General features: G+C 52.9%; 15 protein-coding genes, 10 tRNA genes and 3 rRNA genes. 1 reads left to right on the forward strand and 27 read right to left on the reverse strand.

From position 1 onward, the window contains the following. Position 1: 1 nt before the first annotated feature. From hisB to MKY64_RS26650, 4 genes are read right to left on the reverse strand one after another with little or no spacing between them, the layout of a single operon-like run. Positions 2-613: an imidazoleglycerol-phosphate dehydratase HisB gene (gene hisB, locus MKY64_RS26635; protein WP_340956860.1), complete on the reverse strand. Its 612-nt coding sequence runs from the start codon at positions 611-613 to the stop codon at positions 2-4. After that, the gene (gene hisD, locus MKY64_RS26640) at positions 600-1,910 is read right to left on the reverse strand and encodes a histidinol dehydrogenase (RefSeq protein ID WP_340956862.1); all 1,311 of its coding nucleotides are present in this window, start codon (positions 1,908-1,910) and stop codon (positions 600-602) included. Before hisD ends, hisB begins: the two co-directional genes overlap by 14 nt. Before the next feature lie 36 nt (positions 1,911-1,946). Then, on the reverse strand, positions 1,947-2,591 hold the full coding sequence (gene hisG, locus MKY64_RS26645; RefSeq protein ID WP_036726240.1) for an ATP phosphoribosyltransferase: 645 nt from the start codon (positions 2,589-2,591) through the stop codon (positions 1,947-1,949). 60 nt (positions 2,592-2,651) lie between these two features. Beyond that, entirely contained in the window at positions 2,652-3,869 is a 1,218-nt protein-coding gene (locus tag MKY64_RS26650) for an ATP phosphoribosyltransferase regulatory subunit (RefSeq protein ID WP_340956864.1), read from the reverse strand. A 269-nt stretch (positions 3,870-4,138) separates the two neighbouring features. Between MKY64_RS26650 and gntK the strand changes: the two genes are divergently transcribed. Then, positions 4,139-5,677, forward strand: a complete 1,539-nt coding sequence (gntK, locus tag MKY64_RS26655) for a gluconokinase (protein WP_445323357.1) — start codon at positions 4,139-4,141, stop codon at positions 5,675-5,677. Positions 5,678-5,769: 92 nt separating this feature from the next. Here gntK and MKY64_RS26660 read toward each other — a convergent pair whose 3' ends face one another. The 23 genes from MKY64_RS26660 to recR all read right to left on the reverse strand — a co-directional run bounded on the left by MKY64_RS26660 (position 5,770) and on the right by recR (position 20,618). Then, positions 5,770-6,927 (reverse strand): acyltransferase, encoded by a 1,158-nt coding sequence (locus tag MKY64_RS26660; RefSeq protein ID WP_036726238.1) that lies wholly within the window; start codon positions 6,925-6,927, stop codon positions 5,770-5,772. Beyond that, positions 6,927-7,418, reverse strand: a complete 492-nt coding sequence (locus MKY64_RS26665) for an acyltransferase (protein WP_076077035.1) — start codon at positions 7,416-7,418, stop codon at positions 6,927-6,929. Before MKY64_RS26665 ends, MKY64_RS26660 begins: the two co-directional genes overlap by 1 nt. Further along, entirely contained in the window at positions 7,415-8,068 is a 654-nt protein-coding gene (gene ppaX / locus MKY64_RS26670; RefSeq protein ID WP_036726235.1) for a pyrophosphatase PpaX, read from the reverse strand. Before ppaX ends, MKY64_RS26665 begins: the two co-directional genes overlap by 4 nt. 8 nt (positions 8,069-8,076) lie before the next feature. Further along, positions 8,077-9,108 (reverse strand): prolipoprotein diacylglyceryl transferase, encoded by a 1,032-nt coding sequence (lgt, locus tag MKY64_RS26675; RefSeq protein WP_036726233.1) that lies wholly within the window; start codon positions 9,106-9,108, stop codon positions 8,077-8,079. A gap of 12 nt (positions 9,109-9,120) precedes the next feature. Next, positions 9,121-10,059 carry an HPr(Ser) kinase/phosphatase gene (gene hprK, locus MKY64_RS26680; protein WP_036726232.1) on the reverse strand — a complete coding sequence of 313 codons (939 nt, stop codon included), beginning with the start codon at positions 10,057-10,059 and terminating at the stop codon, positions 9,121-9,123. A 231-nt stretch (positions 10,060-10,290) separates the two neighbouring features. Then, positions 10,291-11,412, reverse strand: coding sequence for an ABC transporter ATP-binding protein (locus tag MKY64_RS26685; protein ID WP_036726231.1), 1,122 nt, complete (start codon positions 11,410-11,412; stop codon positions 10,291-10,293). A gap of 109 nt (positions 11,413-11,521) precedes the next feature. After that, positions 11,522-12,604, reverse strand: a complete 1,083-nt coding sequence (locus tag MKY64_RS26690) for a PucR family transcriptional regulator (protein ID WP_340956867.1) — start codon at positions 12,602-12,604, stop codon at positions 11,522-11,524. A gap of 165 nt (positions 12,605-12,769) precedes the next feature. Beyond that, a tRNA-Lys gene (locus MKY64_RS26695) sits at positions 12,770-12,842 on the reverse strand. Positions 12,843-12,853: 11 nt separating this feature from the next. Further along, positions 12,854-12,936: transfer RNA gene (locus MKY64_RS26700), tRNA-Tyr, on the reverse strand. A 4-nt stretch (positions 12,937-12,940) separates the two neighbouring features. Beyond that, positions 12,941-13,016 (reverse strand) — tRNA-Phe (locus MKY64_RS26705). 137 nt (positions 13,017-13,153) lie between these two features. Next, positions 13,154-13,231, reverse strand: a tRNA-Asp gene (locus tag MKY64_RS26710). Between the two features lie 18 nt (positions 13,232-13,249). Further along, positions 13,250-13,325, reverse strand: a tRNA-Thr gene (locus MKY64_RS26715). A gap of 33 nt (positions 13,326-13,358) precedes the next feature. After that, positions 13,359-13,434 (reverse strand) — tRNA-Val (locus MKY64_RS26720). A gap of 9 nt (positions 13,435-13,443) precedes the next feature. Continuing rightward, a tRNA-Met gene (locus tag MKY64_RS26725) sits at positions 13,444-13,520 on the reverse strand. A 24-nt stretch (positions 13,521-13,544) separates the two neighbouring features. After that, positions 13,545-13,636: transfer RNA gene (locus tag MKY64_RS26730), tRNA-Ser, on the reverse strand. A gap of 82 nt (positions 13,637-13,718) precedes the next feature. Beyond that, a 23S ribosomal RNA gene (locus MKY64_RS26735) occupies positions 13,719-16,647 on the reverse strand. Positions 16,648-16,850: 203 nt separating this feature from the next. Next, a tRNA-Ala gene (locus MKY64_RS26740) sits at positions 16,851-16,926 on the reverse strand. A 96-nt stretch (positions 16,927-17,022) separates the two neighbouring features. After that, positions 17,023-17,099: transfer RNA gene (locus tag MKY64_RS26745), tRNA-Ile, on the reverse strand. A 47-nt stretch (positions 17,100-17,146) separates the two neighbouring features. Beyond that, positions 17,147-17,263 (reverse strand): 5S ribosomal RNA (gene rrf / locus MKY64_RS26750). Between the two features lie 124 nt (positions 17,264-17,387). Then, positions 17,388-18,948 (reverse strand): 16S ribosomal RNA (locus MKY64_RS26755). The 16S, 23S and 5S rRNA genes sit together here with 10 tRNA genes alongside, the layout of an rRNA operon. Positions 18,949-19,253: 305 nt before the next feature. Continuing rightward, a complete protein-coding gene (locus MKY64_RS26760) occupies positions 19,254-19,520 on the reverse strand; it encodes a pro-sigmaK processing inhibitor BofA family protein (protein WP_340956869.1) in 267 nt (88 codons plus the stop codon). A gap of 28 nt (positions 19,521-19,548) precedes the next feature. After that, positions 19,549-19,815 carry a DUF2508 family protein gene (locus MKY64_RS26765; RefSeq protein WP_076084853.1) on the reverse strand — a complete coding sequence of 89 codons (267 nt, stop codon included), beginning with the start codon at positions 19,813-19,815 and terminating at the stop codon, positions 19,549-19,551. A 203-nt stretch (positions 19,816-20,018) separates the two neighbouring features. After that, on the reverse strand, positions 20,019-20,618 hold the full coding sequence (recR, locus tag MKY64_RS26770; protein ID WP_036698882.1) for a recombination mediator RecR: 600 nt from the start codon (positions 20,616-20,618) through the stop codon (positions 20,019-20,021). Positions 20,619-20,630: the final 12 nt, after the last annotated feature.

Genomic DNA, 20,630 nt, shown 5'->3' on the forward strand with positions numbered 1-20,630 from the left:
CCTACAGCACTCCCTTCGTTGAAGGCACGCCCTTCACCCGGGGATCTACCAGGGTCGCCTCATCCAGTGCCCGTCCCAGCGCCTTGAATATCGCTTCAATCATGTGATGGGTATTGGAGCCGTAATGAACGATGACATGCAGCGTAATTCTCGCCTCCAGTGCGAACTTCCACAGGAATTCATGTACCAGCTCTGTAGAGAAGCTGCCTACCTGCTGGGAAGGATACGCTGCCCGGTATTCGAAATGCGGCCGGTTACTGATATCGATCACTACCTGGGCAAGCGCCTCATCCATAGGGACGAAGACACTGGCGTACCGCTTGATGCCTTTTTTATCGCCAAGTGCTTCACGCAGAGCCTGTCCGAGACAGATACCGATATCCTCCACCGTATGGTGATCATCGATCTCGATATCTCCCCGTGCCTGTACAGAGAGGTCAAACTGTCCATGCTTCGTGAACAGATCCAGCATATGATTCAGGAACGGCACATCGGTCTCCAGTTCGGAGACCCCGCTGCCGTCCACGGCAAAGGTTAGCTTGATGTCCGTTTCATTGGTTGTACGGCTAAGTCCGGCCTTACGCAGCGCCAGTTCGTTGTTATTGTTCTCCATTTGTGTCTCCACCTTTCGCTTCGTTCGTAAGCCGGATTTCGATGGCGCGTGCATGGCCTTCCAGCCCTTCACGCCGGGCAAGCTCCATAATCGCCGCCCCGTCGCGCAGCAGCGCTTCCTTGCTGTAATAGATCAGGCTGGACTTCTTGATGAAGTCGTCCACATCTACAGGCGAGGAGAACCGCGCTGTGCCATTCGTCGGTATAATATGGTTCGGTCCGGCGAAGTAGTCGCCGACCGGCTCCGAGCTGTACGGCCCGAGGAAGATCGCTCCGGCGTTCTCAATTGCGCCGGTCAGCCCCATCGGGTCGTTCACAACAATCTCCAGATGCTCCGGCGCCAGCCGGTTCACTACGGAGATGCCCTCCTCAAGCGAGTCTACGACGATAATCGCGCCGTAGTTCTCGACCGAGGCCCGCGCGATTTGCTCGCGCGGCAATGCCTTCAGCTGCCGCTCAACCTCGGCAGCCACCGCCTCCGCGAGACGCTGCGACGGCGTCACGAGGATCGCCGACGCCATCTCGTCGTGCTCGGCCTGCGAGAGCAGGTCGGCCGCGATGTAGGCGGCCTCAGCGGTATCGTCGGCGAGCACGACGATCTCGCTCGGTCCGGCGATGCTGTCGATGTCGACAGCGCCGTAGACCTCGCGCTTGGCCAGGGCCACGTAGATGTTCCCTGGCCCGCAGATCTTGTCGACCGGCACGATCGATTCCGTGCCGAAGGCGAGGGCGGCGATGGCCTGCGCGCCGCCTACGCGGTAGATCTCGTGTACGCCCGCTTCAGCGGCGGCCACGAGAATATAAGGATCAATACCTTCAGAGCCGCCCGTCGAAGGCGGCGTCACCATCACGATCTCCGGCACCCCGGCGATCTGTGCCGGAATCACGTTCATCAGCACCGAGGACGGATAGGCCGCCTTGCCGCCGGGAACATAGACGCCCACGCGCTTCAGCGGGCGGATGATCTGGCCGAGGATCGTGCCGTCCGGCTGCAGATCCATCCAGGAATTGCGTTTCTGCCGCGCATGGAACGCACGGATATTCACGGCTGCTGCGCGAATCGCCGTCACGAAGGACTCCTCTACCCGGCCGTAGGCGGCCTCAAGCTCCTCCGGCGTTACGCGCAGCTGCGCTGGCGTCAGTACAGCGCCGTCGAAGCGCTCCGTATAACGGAGCAACGCCGCGTCGCCTTCCCGCTTGATATCGGCCACGATTTCACGTACGGCCTTGTTCTGCTCCGGCGTGCCGTATTCCACCTCACGCTGCAGTTTAAATTCCTTACTGGACTGGATCTTCACCGCCGCTTCCCCCTTGAGCTTATAGTTTTGCTTATATTATTTTACCTGCAACCCCGGTTCTGCAATAACAGCCTGCAGCCGGTCGCACAGCTGTTGAATCTCCTCATTCTTCATCCGGTAGCTTACCCGGTTCGCCACCAGGCGGCTGGTGATCTCGAAGATGCTCGTCATCTCCACCAGACCGTTATCCTTCAGCGTCTGGCCGGTCTCTACCATATCCACAATCCGGTCAGCCAGCCCGATCAGCGGTGCCAGCTCGATGGAGCCGTTCAGCTTCACAACCTCCACCTGCTGGCCTTGCTCACGGAAATACCGCGAAGCCACGTTCGGGTACTTGGTAGCTACCCGCTGCTGAATGCCCGGCTGCCAGTTCGGAAGCCCGATAATCGACATCCGGCAGCGGGCGATCCCGAGATCCAGCAGCTCGTACACATCGCGGCTCTCCTCCAGCAGCACATCCTTGCCGACAATACCGATATCCGCCACTCCATACTCTACATAAGTGGGCACATCCACCGGCTTGGCCAGAATGAACTCCATTCCGGCCTCCGGCAATGAAATCACCAGCTTGCGCGACTCTTCTCCGTCCGGAGGAATCGGCAGTCCCGCCTGGCGGAACAGCTCTGCCGCTTTATTGTAAATCCGGCCTTTCGGCATGGCTACCTTAAGAATCTGTGCCATCAATACCCGCCCCCGTTTCGTGTGTACTCATCATTTCAAAACCACCTGCAGCAGCTCCGCTCACCCATGCTCGCTGACAAACGACACGAACGTGTAGATCTCACCGTACAGCTCGCCCTCTGCCTGAATAGTATCTGCATCCAGCCGCTTCACGGTCTTCAGCTCCTCCGGGCCTGTTGCCAGCCGTGTAACCACAGCATGCCCTTCCGAGCGCAGCCTCGCAGCCTCGGCCAGACCCTCCTGGCGCCGCAGTGCATCGTACTGGACCAGAATCGGCAGTTCTTCCTCTTCCAGCAGCCCGGAGACTCCATCCAGAATACGGTTGGTCTTCAGGGAGAAGCCGGTGGAGGGAATCGGACGCCCGAATTGCTGCAGCAGGTTGTCATACCGGCCGCCGCTGCATACCGGGAAGCCCAGCTCGGAAGCATATCCCTCGAAGGTCATGCCTGTATAGTAAGAGAAATCACCGATCATCGTCAGATCAATCAGCACATGCTCGGAGACACCGTAAGCAACCAGCACCTCCCAGACCTTGCACAGATGCTCGATCGACGCGCGCGCCACCGGATGGTTGCTCAGCTCCAGCGCCTGTCCGCAGATCTCCTTCCCGCCGCGCAGCCGCAGCAGTCCGTCCAGCTCCTGCTTCTGGGCAGTGGATAGCTCAAGACGCCGCAGCGTCTCGCGGAAGGCTACATAATCGCGGCTGAGCAGATGGCTCTTCAGCTCCTCCTGAGCCTGCGGCAAGCCGGATACCGCCTCCTGGAAGAGACCGTCGAGGAAGCCCACATGTCCAATTGCTATTTTAAAAGACTTTACGCCCGCCGCCTGCAGTGAAGCAATTGCCAGCGCGACTACCTCCGCGTCAGCCTCCGGCGAATCATCACCGACAAGCTCTACACCGGTCTGAAAGAATTCCGCCTCCCGCCCGGCCTCTTCTTCAATGGCCCGGAAGACGTTGGCATGGTAGGACAAACGCAGCGGCAGCGGCTCATCCTTCAATAGAGAGGAGACCACACGGGCTACAGGTGCCGTCATTTCTGAACGCAGCACCAGCGCCTGCCCACGGTTATTCAGCAATTTATACAGCTTCTGATCAGATGTAGAGCTGGCTACACCGACAGTATCGTAATATTCAAGAGTAGGTGTAATCATCTGCCGGTAGCCCCAGCGGCTCATACAGTGAAGTACATCCTTCTCGATCTTGCGCAGCTTCGTTACTGCACGCGGGAGATAATCTCTTACGCCGGCAGGCTTTTCAAATCCCTTTGGTTTGGCCATCTTCATTGTTCACCTCATCGGATATGTTAAAGGGTATTATCAAATACTTTATCATGGTAAAGTGGTAGCAAAGTAAAGTAGTGGCAATATCGTATCACGGACCATCCTTTTGCGTCAACAATTCGCTTGAATTCCAGAGTTCCTTTTGCCACCGGGATAAGCGGCGAATATAATAAGTTAATATGATTGTACTTTATTTCCTCCATGAAGTATTCCCGGTATCTAATTCAGAAGCAGAAAGAAGGACTGACGGCTTGAGTACATCCTATATGATTGGCGTTGATATTGGAACCACCAGCACGAAGGCTGTCCTCTTTGAGAAGAACGGAACAATTGTCGCTCAGAGCAATCAGGGCTATCCACTGCATCAGCCCTCCCCCTCTGTTGCAGAACAAGACCCGGAGCAGATTCTGGAAGCCGTGATTCATACCATAGCAGCGGTCATGCAGGAGAGCCTTGCAACACCTGAATCCATTCTGCTGGTCTCGTTCAGCTCCGCTATGCATAGCGTCATCGCTGTAGATCCTGCGGGTAAGCCACTGACCGCCTGTATCACCTGGGCTGATAACCGGAGCAGCCGCTATGCCCGGCGGTTGAAGGATGAATTGAATGGACATGAGCTCTACCTGCGGACAGGAACGCCTATACACCCTATGTCTCCAATCACCAAGCTGATGTGGCTAGGCGAGGAGCAGCCCGAGCTGTTCCGGCAGACCTACAAGTTCATCTCCATCAAAGAATATATTTTCTTCCGGTTGTTCGGAGAATATGTGATTGACCATTCCATCGCCTCTGCCACCGGCATGTTCAATCTGGAGAAGCTCGACTGGGACGAGGAGGCGCTCCGGATTGCCGGTGTTACTCCGGAGCGGCTATCCCGTCCGATCCCGACCACCCATATCCTGCAGGGACTGCTTCCGGAGCTTACCGGAAAGCTCGGTCTGCTCACGGACACTCCGTTTGTAGTAGGCGCCAGTGACGGCGTTCTGTCCAACCTGGGCGTAGGAGCAATGGAGCCGGGGGTAATCGCTGCAACGATAGGCACAAGCGGTGCCATCCGTACTGTAGTTGACCATCCGCTGACCGACCCCAAAGGACGGATCTTCTGCTACGCCCTGACAGACAAGCATTGGGTGATTGGCGGCCCCGTGAATAACGGTGGGATGCTCTTCCGCTGGGTGCGTGATGAGTTCGCCGCTTCTGAAGTAGAGACGGCGAAGCGCCTGGGCATTGATCCCTACGAAGTATTAACCCGGATCGCCGAGCAGGTGCCGCCCGGCAGCAACGGACTGCTCTTCCATCCGTATCTGACCGGAGAACGCGCACCGCTGTGGAATCCTGATGCCCGCGGCTCCTTCTTCGGGTTAAGCATGAATCACCGTAAGGAGCATATGATCCGTGCGGTGCTGGAAGGTGTCATCTTCAATATGTACACCGTATTGCTGGCCATGGAGGAATGTATCGGCGAGCCCGTTAGAATCCTGGCTACCGGCGGCTTCGCCCGTTCGGCGCTCTGGCGGCAGATGATGGCGGATATTTTCGATCAGGAGGTAGTCGTCCCTGAGAGCTTCGAGAGCTCTTGCCTCGGCGCTGTTGTACTGGGATTATACGCCATCGGGCGGATCGATTCCTTGGATGCTGTCTTCAGCATGATTGGCTCCACTCACCGGCATGAGCCGGTTACTGCCCACGCCAAAGCCTACAAACAGCTGCTGCCCATCTTCATCTCGGTATCTCGCAGTCTGGAGGATCAGTATCAGGCTATCGCCGACTTCCAGCGCGAGCAGGCGGGGGAACAGCCCGGCTAACGTGCTTTCCAGAACCGCCTGATTACAGCAAAGCGCCGGACAGCCGCAGATGCGGCCAGCCGGCGCTTTCAATATATGAACTAAGCCTAAGTCTACACTGTCGCCTTTGGCGCTGCTGCCGGCTTCTGCGGTGCAGAGCCGAACACCATCCAGGCCGGCTTCACATAACGGAAGGCAAGCGCAACCACTAGCCAGGAGCCCAGGAGGGCCACCAGCCAGCCGCCCGCTATTGCCGCCGTATAGGCCAGCGATCCGCCGTGGAACGGCAGCTTCCGGTACATGAACAGCAACAGCGGATGGAGCAGATAGATACCGAAGGAGCACGCCCCGGCCGAGAGCAGCAGTCTGCTCAGCAAGCTGCGTCCTGCCCCGTACAGCAGGAAGGACAGCTGGAACAGTACCAGACAAGAGAGCAAGGCATGCAGGTTCGAGAACCCTTCGTACCATAGACTGTTGATTACTGTTTTCTTCGTATAGTTGTTATACCACAAGACCACATGGTAAGCTCCGGCAGCCGCCCATAAGAGCCATAGTACCACCCAGCTTGTCCCTTTACCGGAACGCCAGCCTTCGCGGGAGGGAACCAGCCACTTTTTCAAGGAGCTGTAGTAGATCGCAATCGCCGCACCTAACAGGAAATACGAGAAATACGTAATGGCCAGACTACCCTTGGACAGCTTCCAATACCCGTGGTTCACCATATATTTGTTAAGCAGCACGAAGCCCCACTGTAACGCAAGCCCGATTACTGGTGCCCAGGCCGCGAGATGCCGGACTTTCTGCAGACACCAGAGTATCAGCGGGAACAGCAGATAGAACTGGATAATGATGATGATATAGTAGAGATGTGTATACGCCGTACCCGTCCATAGATACTTGAAGAACTTCCCGCCCATCTCCTGAAGAGGCATCCCCCAGGTATGACCGGCCGTCATTTTCAGTCCAAAATACAGCACCGTAAACACAAGATAAGGCACAATAATATAGATCAGTCTGCGGCTGTAGAATTTGGCCAGTACCTTCCCGCCCAGCGGACGGTCAATATAATTGTAGAACAGGACGAACCCGCTTAAGAATATAAAGGAAGGCACCGCAAACTGGCTGAACTTGTTAATAAACAGAAACGGAGGGAACATGGAAGTGCCCAGTGTCTCAGCCAACGTGCGTGAAGTGGCATGAATGGCGATCACCGCAAAAATAGCGATTGCCCGAAAAATATCAAGCTGTGGAATTCTTTCCTTTTGAGCCATTATGATTCCTCCTGTTTACGCAGCTCGCGGAGCGGATTCCCCCCGACGAACGAACCGGCAGCAACATCTTTGTGAACCACCGATCCCGCCGCAACCGTAGCCCCATCCCCAATCGTAACCCCAGGGAGAATAGTCGTGTTAGCCCCAATCATTACATTCTCGCCGATCATAACTTCACCCAGCCGATACTCCTTGATGAGATACTCATGAGCCAGGATCGTAGTGTTATAGCCGATAACCGTGTTCTCCCCGATAGAGATCTTCTCCGGAAAAAATACATCCACCATCGCCATAAGTCCAAACGCAGTATGCTTACCTATCTTCATCCCGAGCACCCGGCGGTAAATCCAGTTCTTGAGCGGCAAAATCGGGCAATAACGGGCAATCTGGATAAAAATAAAGTTGCGCACACCCTTCCACGGGCTGACCGTGCGATAAATATGCCAGAGCGAATTATGCCCCTCCACGGGATAACGGGTTATCTTTCTCACGGCTGCATAGTCTCCTGCTCCACAATTGAGTACAAGTCCTTCATCTCCTGGATGATGTAATCCGGTTCATAGGTGCGCAGCACAGCCTCACCCTTAAGCGACCAGGCCACTCCTGCTACACGCACACCTGCTGCCTTGGCAGACTGAATATCGACAGCACTATCCCCCACCATCAGTGTCTTGGCTGGATCAACACCCAGATTGGCCACTGCCGTGAGCACCGGCTCCGGATGCGGCTTCGGATGAGTCACATCATTCACCGTAACAATCGTCTCCATATATTTCAGCAGATCGAATTTCTCCAGTGTTCTGAGTGTGGAAGGCCGGATCTTCGTGGTTACTACCCCCATGCGGATTCCCCGGCGCAGCAGTTCTTCCATCGTCTCGTTCACATGGGGAAAAGCATGAACCAACTCGTCATGATGTGCATTGTTGTAAGAACGGTAGGACCGTTCCAGCACGCCGATATCCTCCAGGCCCGAGAACGCGCTTAGCTGGTGATGCAGCGTAGTTCCCATATGCGGAATCATCTGTTCCCGGGTAAGCGCCGGCAGGTTATTCTCCTTCAGCGCATGCATGAACGAATTGATGATCAGCTCATTCGTATTCACAATCGTTCCGTCCAGATCAAATAACACGCATTCTATCATTGATTGTATTACTCCTTTGTTTCCTTATCTTTAGAGGGATCTTCCACCGGCTGAACTGGCTGAGAAGGCTTCTGAGGCGTATTCACAGCACTCTCTGGAACTACCGCATCCGCTGCTGCCGGTTTGGTGCTAATGATCGGGTCCAGGTAATGAGCCTTCGGCTGTCCGCTTACCCGCCGTACAATAATCAGTGCAATGGCGGCCACAATAATGAGCAGCGCGAGCAGCTGAGAGATACGGATATTCCCGTAAGCCGGGTCAAGATAGCCTTGCTCGAAACCCATCCACTTCATTGGACTCCACAGCCCGTTAATGAAGGCTGCCACACCGCTGCTGCCGTCAAAGGCAAGACTGTCCGTACGCAGAGCTTCAATGAAGAAGCGGCCGATGGAGTACCAGATGAAGTAGGACATGAAGATTTCTCCGGCACGGACGAACTTCTGGCGGCGCAGCACCATGAGGAGCAGAATGCCCAGCAGACTCCAGAGTGATTCGTACAGGAAGGTCGGATGGTGAAAAGCATCCCCTATGTACATTTGATTAACGATAAAGTCCGGCAAATGCAGCTTATCCCGCAGGAACGATTCCTCTACCACACCGCCATAGGCTTCCTGGTTGATGAAATTACCCCACCGTCCGATCATCTGGCCTGCAAGCAGTCCGGGAGCACAGATATCCACGATGCGCCAGAACGGATAGCCTTTATAGCGGAAATAAATAATCCCGCAGATAATCGCGCCGATCAGGGCGCCATAAATCGCAATACCGCCATTCCAGACCTTGAAGATATCGAGCAGGTTATCCTTATAGTCTTCCCACTTGAAGGCTACGAAGTATAGCCGCGCCCCAATAATAGCCGATGGCAAGCCCAACAGCAACATATCCATGAAGAACTCCTGAGGAATGTTGAAGCGTTTGCCTTCTTGAATACATAGGAAAAGCCCGGTAAGCGCACCAAGACCCAGAATCAGGCCATACCAGTGAACCGGCAGTGATCCAATCGAGAAGACAATCGGGTCAATCGCTAGTGAATAAAACATGCTCTCACACTCCTAATCGAGATCATCCATATCTTCTGAGATGGTGGCGGTAAGTTTATTCGTAAATTGCAGCGCGGCATTAAAGCCCATTTGCTTGAGCCGGTAATTCATCGCAGCCACCTCGATAATGACAGCGAGGTTACGTCCCGGACGGACAGGGATGGTAACCAGCGGCACATCGGTATCAATAATCCGTGTCGTCTCCTCATCCAGTCCCAGTCGGTCATACTGCTTGTCCTGCTGCCAGGCTTCCAGTCTGACCACCAGAGTAATCCGCTTGTGATTACGGATAGCGCCTGCTCCAAAGAGCGTCATAACATTAATAATCCCGACACCGCGGATCTCCAGCAAGTGACGGATTAATTCCGGTGCGGTACCATGAAGCTGATTATCCGAGGTCTGGCGGATTTCTACCGCATCATCGGCAATCAGGCGATGACCGCGTTTAACGAGTTCCAGTGCGGTTTCACTTTTACCAATGCCGCTGGTGCCTGTAATCAGCATCCCTACCCCATACACATCACAGAGAACACCGTGAATTGTTGCAGTCGGTGCCAGTCTGCCCTCAAGGAAGCTGGTCAGTCTGCTTGAGAAAATCGTGGTCGCCATGGAGCTGCGGAGCACAGGAAGTCCCTTCTCGTTACTGATGTCTACAAGCTCCTGAGGTACATCCAACGCACGAGTAATGACGATACACGGGGTATTGTCGTTACAGATACCGCGTACCCGGCTTTTCCGTTCTTCCTCTGAGAGCATAGAGAAGAAAGCCAGCTCTGTTTTGCCTAGTAGCTGCACACGTTCTTCCGGATAATATTCGAAATAACCGGCCATTTCCAGCCCGGGACGGTTCAAATCATCCACTGTGATCGGTCTTTTCAGACCTTCATGTCCGGATACTACCTCTAATTGAAAATGCTGCACCAATTCCGATACTTTTACCTTCTTAGCCATATATGTGTCCGTCCTTTCGTCACCCGCGGCTTATGCCGCTTCCCCGCATACCGGTTACATCTTTATCCATTCCAGCTACAGGTAATTCTCCTGCTATCTTAATGGATTATGCCAGTGAATGCAATCTTAACCCCAGCGGTTATCGTTCCATTCCACCATGATCATTACAAGAAAAAGCCGCCTAACCAGGCGGCTTTCTTCATTATAAACTATGTTCACCCTGCAGAGATCTTATCCCAGCAGAACGTTAAGTTCGGATTCTTTGTCGAAGATGTGGACTTTGTTCATGTCGATGGCCAATCTAGGCTTACTGCCTTCACGGGTAGTGGAACGTCCATCTACACGTGCAATTACAGTGTTATTGCCAAGACCGCTCAAGTAGAGGAGCATTTCATGACCAAGGTTTTCCGTAACATCAACCATCGAAGTGAAGATTGTGTTAGGAGAAGCTTCCAGGAACACTGGCTCTTCATGAATGTCTTCTGGACGAACGCCCATGATTACATCTTTACCGATGAAGCCTTTGTTACGCAGGATTGTAGCTTTGCCGCCTGGAACTTCAACATCAAGGTTCTCTGCACGGAAACGGACAGCGCCGTTCACTTCGGAAAGAGTACCGTTGATAAAGTTCATGGTAGGGGAACCGATAAATCCGGCTACGAACAGGTTCGTAGGCTCATTGTACAGTTCTTCAGGGGAAGCCGCCTGCTGGATGATACCATCGTACATAACTACGATACGGTCACCCATCGTCATTGCTTCTGTCTGGTCATGCGTTACATAAATACAAGTAGTTTCAAGGCGTTTCACCAGCTTAGTGATTTCAGCACGCATTTGACCACGAAGTTTAGCATCCAAGTTGGAAAGAGGCTCATCCATCAAGAAGACTTGTGGATCACGGACGATTGCGCGGCCGAGAGCGACACGTTGACGTTGACCACCGGACAGTGCCTTAGGTTTGCGTTCCAGCAAGTGCTCGATATCCAGGATTTTCGCTGCTTCGCGCACTTTCTTGTCGATTTCTTCTTTCTTCACTTTGCGCAATTTCAGACCGAAAGCCATGTTCTGATATACACTCATGTGCGGGTACAAGGCGTAGGATTGGAATACCATCGCGATATCACGGTCTTTAGGAGCAACGTCATTCACTACACGGTCACCAATGTACATTTTACCTTCAGAGATTTCTTCCAGACCAGCGATCATACGCAGGGTTGTGGATTTACCGCAACCGGAAGGACCAACCAGTACGAGGAATTCCTTATCTTTAATATCAAGATTGATATCGATTACTGTTGCTTTATCGGAACCCGGGTATTTTTTGAAAATATGCTCTAAACGTACGCCTGCCATTGTATTTCCCCCTCGAGTCTAGTATTGGATTAGAAAATCAAACGCTTTCTTGTACACTTATCTTACCCCAGAGCCGGCCTCATGGCTATTTGCAAGGTTCACAAAAAACCTATTTTCTTTTCGTCACTTTATACAATAACATGGCAAGCTTCACAATAGCGGCATCCCCAAAGCTGCGGACATCGGCCCCCGTCTCCTGTTTAATCTTGTCCAGCCTGTAGAGCAGCGTGTTGCGGTGAATGTACAGCTTCTTGGCGGTTTCACTGACATTGCAGTCCATTTCAAAAAAACTCTCCAGCGTCAGCAGCATTTCCTTATCCGCCAGTACCGCCGTGTAATCACCGATCTGGCCCAGCAGCTGTCTCCGCCGGTCATCCGGAATACTGTTAACCAGCCGCTCCATGTGCAGCTCCCACGGCAGATGAATATAATCACCTACCTGGAAGATACGGCCAAGAATAATGGTCTCCCGCAGCAAGGCGACTGCTCCTGTCAGACCTTTAACCGGGATAATGGCTGGAGAGACGGCCAGATGGAAGACGCCAACCCACTCGCTGGCAATCAGTTCATGCAGCCCCATAGAAGTCTGTGACAGCAAATCCTCAGCACTCTCTTCCTCATCCTCTTTATCATCTCCGCCTGTGAGGAGTTCCTTACGGGCTAAAATTAACCATTCCTTATCCTGCAGGGGAACCAGCAATACATCATTCTCGAAATAACTGCGCAGCAGCTTCATTAAGGAGCGATACGTCATCTGCGGATTATGAACATTCTCGCTTACCAGCATGAACGGAATCATATCTCCGAACAGCCGGCCCTTCAGCGAGATTTCATCCGGGATCTCCGCATCGTCCTTCTCCTGCTCCAGTTGGGCATTCAGCCAGCCGCTAAGCTGCCGCGCCTCCATCTCCCCTTCTTCCTTGAACCCGGTTGCCTTCAGCGCTACCGCAAAATTGCGTCCGGCATAATTCACCAGCTCCAGCTCCAGCGACGACAGCCCCTCTGTCTCCACCCACACTGCTGTAACACGGCCATCATTCTCATATAGGGGAATCCAGAGATAACCCTCATGAATGACCGGCAGTTCCTGATCCTTATCCGTACTTATGCCAAAAAGTGAAGCGGAATGCTGTCTCCCCAGCTGCTTGATTCCGGTCCTCTTTCCGGTAAGTTGCTCCAATTTTTGACGCAAACCCTCACTATCCATCATCACCATTCTCCACCACTTTTGCTTTTTTCGCTTATTTTATCATATTTTGCTGTAAAATGCGGAATTTGCGCTTACGAGCATACTTGTATCATGAATCAAAATACAAAAAAGGCCACCACCCTAAAGTGATGACCGTTTGACTTAAGATGAGCCATGAAGGACTCGAACCTTCGACACCCTGATTAAAAGTCAGGTGCTCTACCAACTGAGCTAATGGCTCCTAAAAAGGGATGGAGGCTGATGGATTCGAACCACCGAACACGTACGTGAGCAGATTTACAGTCTGATGCGTTTGGCCACTTCGCTAAGCCTCCATGATGGTGGCGCGGGAGGGAATCGAACCCCCGACACAAGGATTTTCAGTCCTTTGCTCTACCGACTGAGCTACCGAGCCATAAACAAACCTAAAAACAAAAAAATGGCGGAACAGGGCGGGATACTCTTCACTCCGTTACGAGATTGCGAAGTATTCCTTACGATGCCTATGCTTCAACAAACCCAGGGAATTCTCATCCCTTATGCCATTGAAAATGGCGGAACCGACGGGATTCGAACCCGCGATCTCCTGCGTGACAGGCAGGCATGTTAGGCCAACTACACCACGGTTCCACAATTTGCTCTTAAAAATGGTGCCGGCGAGAGGACTTGAACCCCCAACCTACTGATTACAAGTCAGTTGCTCTACCAGTTGAGCTACACCGGCACGGTGTAAGGCAATACAATTCGAACATAAAAATGGTGGAGGCTGAGGGGTTCGAACCCCCGACCCTCTGCTTGTAAGGCAGATGCTCTCCCAGCTGAGCTAAGCCTCCGGGTATGTATGGTAGCGGCAGAGGGGATCGAACCCCCGACCTCACGGGTATGAACCGTACGCTCTAGCCAGCTGAGCTACGCCGCCACACTACAAGTATTGGATTTATAATGGCGGAGAGAGAGGGATTCGAACCCTCGCACCGCTTACGCAGTCTAACCCCTTAGCAGAGGGTCCCCTTATAGCCACTTGGGTATCTCTCCAAATTAATGGTAGCCATGTAAATCCGCACAGGAAATTGATTCCTGAAAACTGAATCCGAAACGAATCTGCGTGTTAGAAATTTTGGATAAGCCCTCGACCGATTAGTATTGGTCAGCTCCATGCATTGCTGCACTTCCACCTCCAACCTATCTACCTCGTCGTCTTCAAGGGGTCTTACATACTGGGAAATCTCATCTTGAGGGGGGCTTCACGCTTAGATGCTTTCAGCGCTTATCCCGTCCGTACGTAGCTACTCAGCCATGCTCCTGGCGGAACAACTGATGCACCAGCGGTACGTCCATCCCGGTCCTCTCGTACTAAGGACAGCTCCTCTCAAATTTCCTGCGCCCACGACAGATAGGGACCGAACTGTCTCACGACGTTCTGAACCCAGCTCGCGTACCGCTTTAATGGGCGAACAGCCCAACCCTTGGGACCTACTTCAGCCCCAGGATGCGATGAGCCGACATCGAGGTGCCAAACCTCCCCGTCGATGTGGACTCTTGGGGGAGATAAGCCTGTTATCCCCAGGGTAGCTTTTATCCGTTGAGCGATGGCCCTTCCATGCGGTACCACCGGATCACTAAGTCCGACTTTCGTCCCTGCTCGACTTGTAGGTCTCGCAGTCAAGCTCCCTTATGCCTTTGCACTCTGCGAATGATTTCCAACCATTCTGAGGGAACCTTTGAACGCCTCCGTTACTCTTTAGGAGGCGACCGCCCCAGTCAAACTGCCCGCCTGACACGGTCCCCGTACCCGATGAGGGCACCAGGTTAGAACCTAGATACGATCAGGGTGGTATCCCAACGGCGCCTCCGCAGAAGCTTGCGCTCCTGCCTCCACGGCTCCCACCTATCCTGTACAGATCGTACCCAAATTCAATATCAAGCTGCAGTAAAGCTCCATGGGGTCTTTCCGTCTTGTCGCGGGTAACCTGCATCTTCACAGGTATTAAAATTTCACCGGATCTCTCGTTGAGACAGCGCCCAAGTCGTTACGCCATTCGTGCGGGTCAGAATTTACCTGACAAGGAATTTCGCTACCTTAGGACCGTTATAGTTACGGCCGCCGTTTACTGGGGCTTCGGTTCACAGCTTCGGGTTTAACCCCTAACCGCTCCCCTTAACCTTCCAGCACCGGGCAGGCGTCAGCCCGTATACTTCGCCTTGCGGCTTCGCACAGACCTGTGTTTTTGCTAAACAGTCGCTTGGGCCTTTTCACTGCGGCCCCCTCGGGCTATTCACCCTACCGAGGCACCCCTTCTCCCGAAGTTACGGGGTCATTTTGCCGAGTTCCTTAACGAGAGTTCTTCCGCGCGCCTTAGAATTCTCTTCTCGCCTACCTGTGTCGGTTTGCGGTACGGGCACCTTCTCCTGGCTAGAGGCTTTTCTTGGCAGTGTGAGATCATGACCTTCGCTACTATAATTTTCGCTCCCCATCACAGCCCAGCCTTAACGATGTGCGGATTTGCCTGCACACCAGCCTCACTGCTTAGACGGACATCCATCAGTCCGCGTCACTACCCTCCTGCGTCACCCCATCGCTCATAGCGGATTACGGTGGTACAGTAATTTCAAACTGTTGTCCTTCGACTACGCCTGTCGGCCTCGCCTTAGGTCCCGACTTACCCTGAGCGGACGAGCCTTCCTCAGGAAACCTTGGGCTTTCGGCGGATCAGATTCTCACTGATCTTTTCGTTACTCATACCGGCATTCTCACTTGTATGCTGTCCAGCGCTCCTTACGGTACACCTTCAACCCACATACAACGCTCCCCTACCCCAGATGCAAAGCATCTAGCCATAGCTTCGGTGGTGTGTTTAGCCCCGTTACATTTTCGGCGCAGAGTCACTCGACCAGTGAGCTATTACGCACTCTTTCAATGGTGGCTGCTTCTAAGCCAACATCCTGGTTGTCTGTGCAACTCCACATCCTTTCCCACTTAACACACACTTGGGGACCTTAGCTGATGGTCTGGGCTGTTTCCCTTTTGACAATGGATCTTAGCACTCACTGTCTGACTCCCGGCAAGAAGTAAATGGCATTCGGAGTTTGACTGAGCTTGGTAACCCTTGCGGGCCCCGCACCCAATCAGTGCTCTACCTCCACCACTCCATTCACCGAGGCTAGCCCTAAAGCTATTTCGGGGAGAACCAGCTATCTCCGAGTTCGATTGGAATTTCTCCGCTACCCCCACCTCATCCCCGCATTTTTCAACATGCGTGGGTTCGGGCCTCCAGTGCGTGTTACCGCACCTTCACCCTGGACAGGGGTAGATCACACGGTTTCGGGTCTACGTCCACATACTCAGTCGCCCTATTCAGACTCGCTTTCGCTGCGGCTCCGGCTTCTCACCTTAACCTTGCATGTTAAACGTAACTCGCCGGTTCATTCTACAAAAGGCACGCCATCACCCATAAAGAGGGCTCTGACTTTTTGTAAGCACACGGTTTCAGGTTCTATTTCACTCCCCTTCCGGGGTGCTTTTCACCTTTCCCTCACGGTACTGTTTCACTATCGGTCGCCAGGTAGTATTTAGCCTTAGCAGATGGTCCTGCTGGATTCATACGGGGTTTCACGTGCCCCGCACTACTCGGGATCCGTCTCGGAGAGAACACAGTTTAGGCTACAGGGCTTTTACCTCTATCGCGGGCCTTTCCAGACCTCTTCACCTACTGAATTCCTTTGTAACTCCATGTGAGACGTCCCACAACCCCAAGAGGCAAGCCCCTTGGTTTAGGCTGTTCCGCGTTCGCTCGCCGCTACTGACGGAATCACTATTGTTTTCTCTTCCTCAGGGTACTTAGATGTTTCAGTTCCCCTGGTCTGCCTCTGCGTATCCTATGTATTCAGATACGAGTAACTGCGAATTACCACAGCTGGGTTTCCCCATTCGGACACCCCCGGATCAAAGCTTGCTTACAGCTCCCCGAGGCAGTTTCGTTGTTCGCCACGTCCTTCGTCGGCTCCTGGCGCCTAGGCATCCTCCGTGTGCTCTTAGTAGCTTAACCAATGTGTTTTCCCTAAGGAAAATCGCTAGCATCGCCATTAATTCAAAACTTGTTTACACAAGTTCAGCTTAAAGGAATGTTCTAAAACGCAAATTCGTTTCGGTATCCAGTTTTCAAGGATCAAGTTGCTGTTATTATGAAACAATCACGACTGTGATGTTCGAAATAACAGACAATGTGCATATACTGTTGTAAAACATGATTGGTGGAGCCAAGCGGGATCGAACCGCTGACCTCCTGCTTGCAAGGCAGGCGCTCTCCCAGCTGAGCTATGGCCCCATATAATCACCCCAAAAAGTGAGGTGTAGCTTCGAGGTTAATTCCGATTACTTTTCGGGGACCCCGGTACTTGCTATTCAATTCTAGATTGTTATATGGTGGGCCTTGGTGGACTCGAACCACCGACCTCACCCTTATCAGAGGTGCGCTCTAACCAACTGAGCTAAAAGCCCATATAACAAAACTTGCAGTAGTGAAGCAATCAATGAATTGATTGTTCGCTTGGCGGCGTCCTACTCTCCCAGGACCCTTCGGTCCAAGTACCATCGGCGCTGGAGGGCTTAACGGTCGTGTTCGGGATGGGTACGTGTGGAACCCCTCCGCTATCGCCACCAAACGCATACGAAAGAGACTTGCTCTTTCAAAACTGAACACGAGTGAGTGTTCGAACCCAAGGGTTCTATTGTGGAAGCTTAGCTTCCGATTTGAATGTTTCCGTTGCAGGAAACGATTCTCCATAGAAAGGAGGTGATCCAGCCGCACCTTCCGATACGGCTACCTTGTTACGACTTCACCCCAATCATCTACCCCACCTTCGGCGGCTGGCTCCCTTGCGGGTTACCCCACCGACTTCGGGTGTTGTAAACTCTCGTGGTGTGACGGGCGGTGTGTACAAGACCCGGGAACGTATTCACCGCGGCATGCTGATCCGCGATTACTAGCAATTCCGACTTCATGCAGGCGAGTTGCAGCCTGCAATCCGAACTGAGACCGGCTTTGCTGGGATTGGCTCCACCTCGCGGCTTCGCTTCCCGTTGTACCGGCCATTGTAGTACGTGTGTAGCCCAGGTCATAAGGGGCATGATGATTTGACGTCATCCCCACCTTCCTCCGGTTTGTCACCGGCAGTCACTCTAGAGTGCCCAGCTCAACCTGCTGGCAACTAAAGTCAAGGGTTGCGCTCGTTGCGGGACTTAACCCAACATCTCACGACACGAGCTGACGACAACCATGCACCACCTGTCTCAACTTTCCCCGAAGGGCACCTGATGCATCTCTGCTTCGTTAGTTGGATGTCAAGACCTGGTAAGGTTCTTCGCGTTGCTTCGAATTAAACCACATACTCCACTGCTTGTGCGGGTCCCCGTCAATTCCTTTGAGTTTCAGTCTTGCGACCGTACTCCCCAGGCGGAGTGCTTACTGTGTTAACTTCGGCACCAAGGGTATCGAAACCCCTAACACCTAGCACTCATCGTTTACGGCGTGGACTACCAGGGTATCTAATCCTGTTTGCTCCCCACGCTTTCGCGCCTCAGCGTCAGTTACAGCCCAGAAAGTCGCCTTCGCCACTGGTGTTCCTCCACATATCTACGCATTTCACCGCTACACGTGGAATTCCACTTTCCTCTTCTGTACTCAAGTCACCCAGTTTCCAGTGCGACCTCAGGTTGAGCCCAAGGTTTAAACACCAGACTTAAATAACCGCCTGCGCGCGCTTTACGCCCAATAATTCCGGACAACGCTTGCCCCCTACGTATTACCGCGGCTGCTGGCACGTAGTTAGCCGGGGCTTTCTTCTCAGGTACCGTCACTCCGGCAGCAGTTACTCTACCGGACGTTCTTCCCTGGCAACAGAGCTTTACGATCCGAAAACCTTCATCACTCACGCGGCATTGCTCCGTCAGGCTTGCGCCCATTGCGGAAGATTCCCTACTGCTGCCTCCCGTAGGAGTCTGGGCCGTGTCTCAGTCCCAGTGTGGCCGTTCACCCTCTCAGGTCGGCTACGCATCGTCGCCTTGGTGGGCCGTTACCCCACCAACTAGCTAATGCGCCGCAGGCCCATCCCCAAGCAGCAGATTGCTCCGCCTTTCATTCTCTCCTCAGGAGAAAAAAGAAATTATCCGGTATTAGCTACCGTTTCCGGTAGTTATCCCAGGCTTGAGGGCAGGTTGCCTACGTGTTACTCACCCGTCCGCCGCTAAGTTTGAAAGGAAGCAAGCTTCCTCTCAAACTCCGCTCGACTTGCATGTATTAGGCATGCCGCCAGCGTTCGTCCTGAGCCAGGATCAAACTCTCCAAATTGGTATTTAGAAAGAGCGATTGCTCATTTTGAAACATCTGACGAGAATTGTTATATTCTCTAATTTGGATCTCACCGAAGTGATTTCCCACTCACTCGTTGTTCAGTTTTCAAAGATCAATGTCTCATCTTTTGTCGTTGATGTTTGTCTCAGCAGCGACCTTTATAATATATCACAGCACCCTTGTTTCAGTCAAGCGTTTTTTTAATTTCTTTTTTCGCTTTAGCTTCCAGCAAGTGATCCGAAGATCTCCTGTCCAAAGGGCCGAGACTTAATGTATCATGAATCAGGAGCCTTCGTCAACCTCTAAAACAAAGTTAATTTTAATCCCAATAACAGCGCCACTCCCGGCAGCCCAAGAATGGTTACAGCACCTATGGTTGTAGGGTTAAGCGGAATGTGCAGATCGCTTACAACTCCTGAGAAATTAACGATATAAATCCCGAGCGCCGCCAATATAAGATGGGTTCCAAATACACTCAACCAAGCCCAGCCCAGTCTTTTCCTGAATACAATCAGGACCAGCAGCGCTGTAGATATAATCAGCACACCCATCGCAACAGTTCTTAGCATTGTTCTCCTCCTCGCTGACTCATTCTGTTCATACTTGCAGCTGGCTCCGGTTAAGCCCCAGCCGCTTGGCATCCTTAAGGTGTATCTGATATTTGCGCTCAGCCGCCTCCAGGATATAGATTGCATAGTCAATCTGATCCTGGCCTAGCGCCTCATCAAACATCAGGTAAGCCCGCTCCCATTCAGACTGCGCTTTACGTACCTCCTGGTATACTGTCCCCCATTCCTCTTCCGTCTGCACTGCCTTTTCCTTATCCGTATTCCCGCTCAACCACTTGGTACTCCACCAACCCATTGCAATCCCTCCTAAGATATATGAATAACTGCAGATACAACCGGTGATTCACACCCGTTAATCTCATACATATCGGAATAGGGACAAACTTAGAACCGGGAGAAGGGGCTTAGCAGAACTTTTAGCAGAATATGAGCGCTTCTTCCGAAAATCAAAAAAGGAGCCCGAGGGCTCCCTACACTTATAATACAACAGCACAACACTCAGAACAGCTCACGACGGCCTTCCAGCGCCTTCGACAGGGTTACCTCGTCCGCATACTCAAGATCGCCGCCTACAGGCAAGCCATGGGCTATCCTGGTGATCTTGATCTCAAAGGGACGGACAAGACGCGAGATATACATGGCAGTGGCTTCCCCTTCAATGTTGGGGTTGGTAGCCATAATCAGCTCCTTCACCCGCTCATCGCTGAGTCTGGTCAGCAGCTCCTTCAGCCTTATATCATCCGGCCCTATGCCTTCCATCGGCGAAATTGCACCCTGGAGCACATGATAATAGCCGTCAAATTCCTTGGTTCGTTCGATAGCCACCAGATCCTTCGAGTCCTGAACCACACAGATTACCGAAGCATCGCGGGTTTTGTCCTGGCAGATCCGGCACGGGTCGGTATCCGTTATGTTGCAGCAGACCGAGCAATAATGAAGATTACGCTTGACGCTGACCAGGGCTTTGGCGAAATCAATCACCTCGTCCTCCTTCATGTTCAACACATGAAAGGCCAGCCGGGCAGCTGTCTTCGGGCCAATCCCGGGCAAACGTGTAAAAGCTTCTATTAGCTTGGCTAGCGGTTCTGGATAATACAAAGTATCGGTTCT

This window comes from Paenibacillus sp. FSL R7-0210 (genome assembly GCF_038009085.1).
Classification (GTDB): Bacteria; Bacillota; Bacilli; order Paenibacillales; family Paenibacillaceae; genus Paenibacillus_AQ; species Paenibacillus_AQ silagei.

Bases quoted from the DNA above. Each gene is read 5' to 3' on its own strand.
- MKY64_RS26765 (WP_076084853.1), bottom strand. From the start codon at position 19,815: ATGGGTTGGTGGAGTACCAAGTGGTTGAGCGGGAATACGGATAAGGAA.
- MKY64_RS26660 (WP_036726238.1), bottom strand. From the start codon at position 6,927: ATGGCTCAAAAGGAAAGAATTCCACAGCTTGATATTTTTCGGGCAATC.
- MKY64_RS26650 (WP_340956864.1), bottom strand. From the start codon at position 3,869: ATGGCCAAACCAAAGGGATTTGAAAAGCCTGCCGGCGTAAGAGATTAT.
- ppaX (WP_036726235.1), bottom strand. From the start codon at position 8,068: ATGATAGAATGCGTGTTATTTGATCTGGACGGAACGATTGTGAATACG.
- hisG (WP_036726240.1), bottom strand. From the start codon at position 2,591: ATGGCACAGATTCTTAAGGTAGCCATGCCGAAAGGCCGGATTTACAAT.
- MKY64_RS26685 (WP_036726231.1), bottom strand. From the start codon at position 11,412: ATGGCAGGCGTACGTTTAGAGCATATTTTCAAAAAATACCCGGGTTCC.
- gntK (WP_445323357.1), top strand. From the start codon at position 4,139: ATGATTGGCGTTGATATTGGAACCACCAGCACGAAGGCTGTCCTCTTT.
- hprK (WP_036726232.1), bottom strand. From the start codon at position 10,059: ATGGCTAAGAAGGTAAAAGTATCGGAATTGGTGCAGCATTTTCAATTA.
- MKY64_RS26760 (WP_340956869.1), bottom strand. From the start codon at position 19,520: ATGCTAAGAACTGTTGCGATGGGTGTGCTGATTATATCTACAGCGCTG.
- lgt (WP_036726233.1), bottom strand. From the start codon at position 9,108: ATGTTTTATTCACTAGCGATTGACCCGATTGTCTTCTCGATTGGATCA.
- hisB (WP_340956860.1), bottom strand. From the start codon at position 613: ATGGAGAACAATAACAACGAACTGGCGCTGCGTAAGGCCGGACTTAGC.